The following is a 6,171-nucleotide window of genomic DNA, read 5'->3' as shown; positions in this document are numbered from 1 at the left end:
CAAAATTGTAGTTGACCAGGAAGTGAAAAAGGGTAAAAAAACAGAATATAAGGAGGTAGAAATACCAATGTCAGAAATTAACAAAACTATAGTTCAGATTTCATTTAAATAAAAGAAAAATGGATACCGCTGTATTAATTGAGTCGTTTGCAGATTTTGCAAAACAGAAAAACATAGATAGACCTACGATGATTCGTATCCTGGAAGATGTATTCAGGACTATGATCAGGAAGAAGTTTGAAACAGATGAGAACTTTGACATAATCATCAATGCTGATAAGGGTGACCTTGAAATCTGGCGATTCAGAGAAATTGTGGACGATGATTCTGAAGATATATGGGATCATGACAAAATTAGTTTGAGCGAGGCGAGAAAGATAGAGCCTGATTTTGAAATAGGAGAGGAAGTTGCTGAGGAGATCACATTAATAGATTTTGGTCGAAGAGCGGTAATGACGGCCAGGCAAACCCTGATCCAAAAAGTAAAAGACCTTGAAAAGGATATCCTTTTTCAAAAATATAAAGACCTTGTAAGTGAAATTATTTCCGGAGAGGTCTACCAGATATTGAGCAGAGAGGTATTGCTGATTGATGCTGAGGGAAATGAAATCTCTATCCCTAAAAATGAGCAGATACCAAAAGACAGATTTAGAAAAGGAGATCAGGTACGTGCTATTGTAGACCGTGTGGAGATGATCAATGGAAACCCGAAGATCATACTTTCAAGAACCAGCCCCGTATTTTTGGAAAGGCTCTTCGAAAGTGAGGTTCCTGAGGTGTACGATGGACTGATCACCATCAAGAAAGTAGTAAGGGAGCCTGGTGAGAGGGCAAAAGTAGCTGTAGAATCATACGACGATAGGATAGACCCTGTAGGAGCCTGTGTGGGTATGAAGGGGTCAAGGATACACAGTATTGTTCGAGAGTTGCAAAACGAGAACATAGATGTGATCAACTATACAGAGAACCTGGACTTGTATATCACAAGAGCGTTAAGTCCGGCGAAGATCACCAGTATTAAAATAAACGAAGAAGAGAAAAGAGTTGCCGTTTATTTAAAGCCTGATCAGGTTTCTCTGGCAATAGGTAAAGGAGGTCAGAATATTAAGCTTGCAAGTAAGCTTGTAGGTTTGGAAATAGATGTGTTCAGAGAGCTGGGAGACTTCGAAGAAGAGGATGTGGATCTGGACGAATTCGTAGATGAAATTGAAGATTGGGTTCTTGATGAACTCAAACGAGTAGGGTTGGATACAGCTAAAAGTGTATTGGCATTAACCAACGAAGAACTCGGCAGAAGGACCGATTTGGAAGAAGAGACAATAGAAAATGTGAAGAAGGTTCTTAAGCAAGAGTTCGAATAACAAATTTTTTATAATCACAAAAAAAAGGGATATTTGAGTATGTCAGAAGAAAAAACCATGAGGCTTAGTCAAGTCGCTAGAAAACTTAATGTAGGTAGAACTACCATTATAGATTTTCTTGCCGACAAGGGCTTTGAAGTAGATACCAGCCCCAATTCTAAGGTGACAGGTGAGCAATTCGCCATGTTATCTAAGGAGTTTGCTGCGTCTGCTTCTGAGAAAGAGGAGGCTTCCGGGCTGACTATCGGGGCTAAGCATAATGAGCATGTGGTTATTGACAGTGAAAGTGATACGTCGAAAAAATCGGAAGACGAAGAAAATATACTTATAAAGAACCTTTCTGCTGGCAAAAATCCTGAAGCAAAAGCAGAGAAGAAAGAAGAACCCGCGGAAGAGAAGAAGCCGGAAAAGATTGAACACGAAAAGCCAAAGTTACAAGGCATTAAAGTAGTGGGCAAAATCGATCTGGATAAGAAGAAGGAGGAGCCGAAAAAGGAAGAGGCCAAAAAAGAAGAGCCTAAGAAGGAGGAGCCAAAGAAAGAGGAACCCAAAGTTGAAAAGGCTCCTGAAAAGAAAGAAGAAAAAGTAGAGCCGGAAAAGGCTCCTGAGCAAAAACCTGTGAGTGAAAAGCAGGAGGAGAAGCCTAAGGAAGTGGAAAAAGAACAGCCTAAGGCTAAGGAAGAGCCTAAACAAGAGGCAAAAGCCGAGCCTGAAAGATCCCAGGTAATAGAGGCAAAAGCCGATAAGCTAAAAGGACTAAAAGTAGTAGGCAAGATTGAGTTGCCTGTCGAAAGAGATAAAAAGAAAGATAAGCCTGTAGCTTCGTCTGACGATAGAAAGGAGCAGAAGAAGAAAAAGAGGCCAAGAAAGAGGATTCCAAGACAGGATACTCAGGATAGGGGTAAGCCGAGGAGAGCGCGAGCCGAAAAAGAGGAGCCGTCTGATAAGGAGATCCAGGATAAGATTAAGGCAACACTTGCCAAGTTGAGCGGAAATAAAAAGAAAAGCTCAGGTTCTAAATACAGAAGAGAGAAAAGATCTGCCATAGCTGAGGCTAAAGAGGAGCAGATGCTACAGGAAGAGCAGGAGTCAAAAACACTAAGAGTTACAGAATTTATCTCTGCGAATGACCTTGCTTCCCTGATGAGTGTTTCGGTAAATGATGTGATCTCGACATGCATGAGCCTGGGAATGTTCGTTTCGATCAACCAGCGTTTGGATGCAGAATCTATCACCGTTATAGCTGATGAATTTGGCTATAATGTTGAGTTTACTTCGACTGATGATGAGGTAGAGGTTGCCGTTGATGAGGATGCGGAGGAAGATCTTGAGCATCGTGCACCAATCGTTACGATCATGGGACATGTTGACCATGGTAAAACCTCATTACTTGACTTTATCAGAAGCTCTAAAGTAACCGCTGGTGAAGCCGGGGGTATTACCCAGCACATTGGTGCTTATGATGTAATGACTTCCAGCGGACAAAAAATTGCATTTTTAGATACTCCGGGTCACGAAGCATTTACTGCAATGCGTGCCCGTGGAGCTAAAGTTACGGATATAGTAATTATTGTTGTGGCAGCAGATGATGACGTAATGCCGCAAACAAAAGAGGCTATCAATCACGCTCAGGTGGCGGGTGTACCCATAGTTATTGCTATCAACAAAGTAGATAAACCCAATGCCAACCCTGATAAAATCAAGGAGGCACTTTCAAACATTAACATTCTTGTCGAAGATTGGGGCGGTAAATACCAGTGCCAGGAAATTTCGGCCAAAACTGGCCAGGGTGTAGATGATCTCCTGGAGAAGGTACTGTTAGAAGCTGAGCTTCTGGAGCTAAAAGCCAATCCTAATAAGAATGCAGTTGGTACTGTGATAGAAGCTTCTCTTGATAAGGGACGCGGATATGTGGCTACATTACTGGTGCAGAATGGTGAAATGAAGGTTGGAGATGTTATTCTTGCCGGAGCATATCATGGTAGGGTAAAAGCCATGTTTGACCATACCGGAAAGAAAATGGATAAGGTCGGACCTTCCACACCTGTATTGATGCTGGGGCTTGACGGAGCCCCTCAGGCCGGTGACAAGTTTAATGTCATGGAGAGCGACCGGGAGGCCAGAGAGATTGCTGCTAAACGTGAGCAAATCCTTAGAGAGCAAAGTATCAGGACCAAGAAGCATATTACGCTCGATGAAATCGGAAGAAGGTTGGCTATCGGTTCATTTAAAGAGTTGAACGTTATCGTTAAGGGTGACGTGGATGGTTCCGTTGAGGCACTTTCCGATTCATTGTTGAAGCTGAGCACCGAAGAAATTCAGGTGAATATCATCCACAAAGGTGTAGGACAGATATCCGAATCCGATGTGTTGCTGGCTTCTGCCTCTGACGCAGTAATTGTAGGTTTCCAGGTGAGGCCATCAGCGTCTGCCCGTAGACTTGCCGAGAACGAAGAAATTGAGATCAGACTTTACTCCGTGATCTACGATGCTATCAACGATGTGAAAGATGCCATGGAAGGTATGCTTGATCCGGAAGTTGAGGAGGTGATAGTGGGTAACGTTGAAGTCAGAGATGTATTCAAAATATCCAAAGTGGGTACAGTCGCCGGATGTATGGTTACAGAAGGCTACATCAAACGAAACAACCCTATTCGATTAATCCGGGATGGTATAGTGGTGTACTCAGGAGAAATGGGGCAGTTGAAACGTTTTAAAGACGATGTCAACGAGGTCAAAAACGGATATGAATGTGGTATTAGCATTAAGAACTTTAATGACATCAAAGAAGGAGATGTGATTGAAAGTTACGAAGAAAGAGAAACGAAAAGAACGCTATAATATTTTACGAATGGCAGCAAAAAAAAGGGCGCCGCGCCCTTTTTTTGTTGTGATAAGTTTTATTTTTAACAATAGCTATAAATAATATTATTATAAAGGCTATTTTTGTACTTATAATTGAGGAGATACTTCAACACTCTCCTGCTATTGTATATTATTTGTTCTTTTTTTCCTTAAAGAATATTAAAATTGGAGAGTTATTTTTAAATTGTCCTTTAAATAAATTTTATTTGTTTAACATAACCTTACAATACCTTTAAAAAATAATAGGCCATGGAAGAAACCCCGATACAATCTTTTGATACCTGGAATACGTGGGCGCAGTATCTTGCTTACGGTTTGACGGGCTTAGCAGTTCTTATTTTATTAGGCCACCTTATCAAACTAGCAGCTACCAGCGATTCAAAGACCAAGTACGATTATATTAACCGGAGTGAGATAAATATTTTGATGGTGTGCAGCGTGCTGGTTATTATCGCAGGAGGGCTCTACGCCAACTCGTTTATTGCTGAGTTGGGGGTGTTGTGGCTGTTTGTGAGAGTATTCGTTACAATATCTATGGGCTTGATCATAGGTGTAATTATACAGAACCTTCTTAAGTTCTACTATCCGTTCTATATCGAAAAACGTTTAAAGAAGTTGAGATATAAGCCAAGGATATCTCCTAAAACCGGAAAGCCGATGAAGTTGTTGAGTGAAGAAGAAGAGGACGTTTATCTGGATGAAGGTATGCAGGCTGAGGAAGAGATTTACTCAATTGACTATGACGTTTGGGTAGATGAAGAAACCGGATACACTAAAATTGAAAAATATGCTGGTCACCTTCATGCTTTGCAGTGTCCTGAGTGTAATTATCAAACGTTTAGAGTTTCTAGAGAGGAGATACTTAAAGCACCATCTTCTACAGAAGAAGGTGAGCTTATGAAGCATTTTGAGTGTGGATACTGCGGATACAAAGCCAAAAAGAACTATAAAATTGCTATGCTGCACGATACAGCCCAGTCTGAGGAAACAGCAACAGCTTAATTTTAGCAGAAAATCCTTAACAGATGGCTGCCCTAACGGGTGGCCTTTTTTGTTTAAGCTTCACTTGTGAATCTGTCTGAATTTCTTGTTAGCTGCTAATAGGTAATTAGCTAAAGCCAGTTGGCAAACCCGCTTGATTTGTTGGTTTAGCCTATATTTTCAAAAAGGATTTCCTGTTTTATTTATAGTCAAGAACTGACTGTGCGGGATTTGATAAATTTCCAAAATCAGAGATTGCCAGGTTCTTTCCTTGACGGTGATTAAGGGCCGCCACCGTTAATTGATGCTAATCAGCACATCAAATCACCCGGCAGCTTGATCTGATCAGAGTAGAATTTCATGCGGGTATGGTTTTTATCCAGAGGTTGCACCTTCTCAATATGGTCGTGTTTGTGGTTATAAAAAACTTCAACGTAAAAGTTATTGAGAAGGTATAAGTTGATCTTGTAGCCATAGTACCTGATGGATACAATAAAGCTCCCCTCTAAAAACAATGTTTTAAGTTGATCTTTCAGCTCAAGTGCAATGAATTTATGAGATGGAATCATCCTTCGAACATAGCCAATATATGAATAAGAAAAAAGATAATAGCTTTGAAAATGTGGTGTAAGTGGGGTTTAGCTAAATTTCTGAGGAGAGCGTGGATCATGCGGAATCTCTGGGGAACCCCTAACACTTTCACCTCTTTGCTGACAGACAGTAGTTAATCCGCAATCGGCAAAAGCAGTAGGCAAACTTGTATAATGATAACAATAAGCGCGGTTTACTGATTTTTAGTGGCAAGTTTTACAATTACTTGCTTTACCTTTCCAATCCATTTACTCCACAGGTTTTACGTTTGTTCCCTTATATATCTCAAGCTATTTTATGATAGGAGTCCTGGAATTAAAAAAGCCCTCCTGAAAGAAGGGCTTTCGAATTTTGAGGGTGGAAGATGGGACTC

4 protein-coding genes are annotated in these 6,171 nt (G+C 40.8%); 3 read left to right on the top strand and 1 reads right to left on the bottom strand.

Annotation, left to right across the window (positions count from 1 at the left end; genetic code table 11):
• Positions 1-119: 119 nt before the first annotated feature.
• From nusA to E1163_RS03300, 3 genes are all read left to right on the top strand, one after another.
• Entirely contained in the window at positions 120-1,361 is a 1,242-nt protein-coding gene (nusA, locus tag E1163_RS03310) for a transcription termination factor NusA (RefSeq protein ID WP_155169428.1), read from the top strand.
• 39 nt (positions 1,362-1,400) lie between these two features.
• Positions 1,401-4,202, top strand: coding sequence for a translation initiation factor IF-2 (gene infB, locus E1163_RS03305; RefSeq protein WP_155169426.1), 2,802 nt, complete (start codon positions 1,401-1,403; stop codon positions 4,200-4,202).
• A gap of 273 nt (positions 4,203-4,475) precedes the next feature.
• Positions 4,476-5,228 (top strand): hypothetical protein, encoded by a 753-nt coding sequence (locus E1163_RS03300; protein WP_155169424.1) that lies wholly within the window; start codon positions 4,476-4,478, stop codon positions 5,226-5,228.
• 290 nt (positions 5,229-5,518) lie between these two features.
• On the opposite strand, the gene E1163_RS03295 is transcribed toward E1163_RS03300, so the two are convergent.
• A complete protein-coding gene (locus E1163_RS03295; RefSeq protein WP_155169422.1) occupies positions 5,519-5,776 on the bottom strand; it encodes a hypothetical protein in 258 nt (85 codons plus the stop codon).
• Between the last annotated feature and the right edge of the window lie 395 nt (positions 5,777-6,171).

This window comes from Fulvivirga kasyanovii, assembly GCF_009711405.1.
Taxonomy (GTDB): domain Bacteria; phylum Bacteroidota; class Bacteroidia; order Cytophagales; family Cyclobacteriaceae; genus Fulvivirga; species Fulvivirga kasyanovii.
Note: the sequence above shows the minus strand (reverse complement) of the source record. Positions and strands in the feature narration are given on the sequence as shown.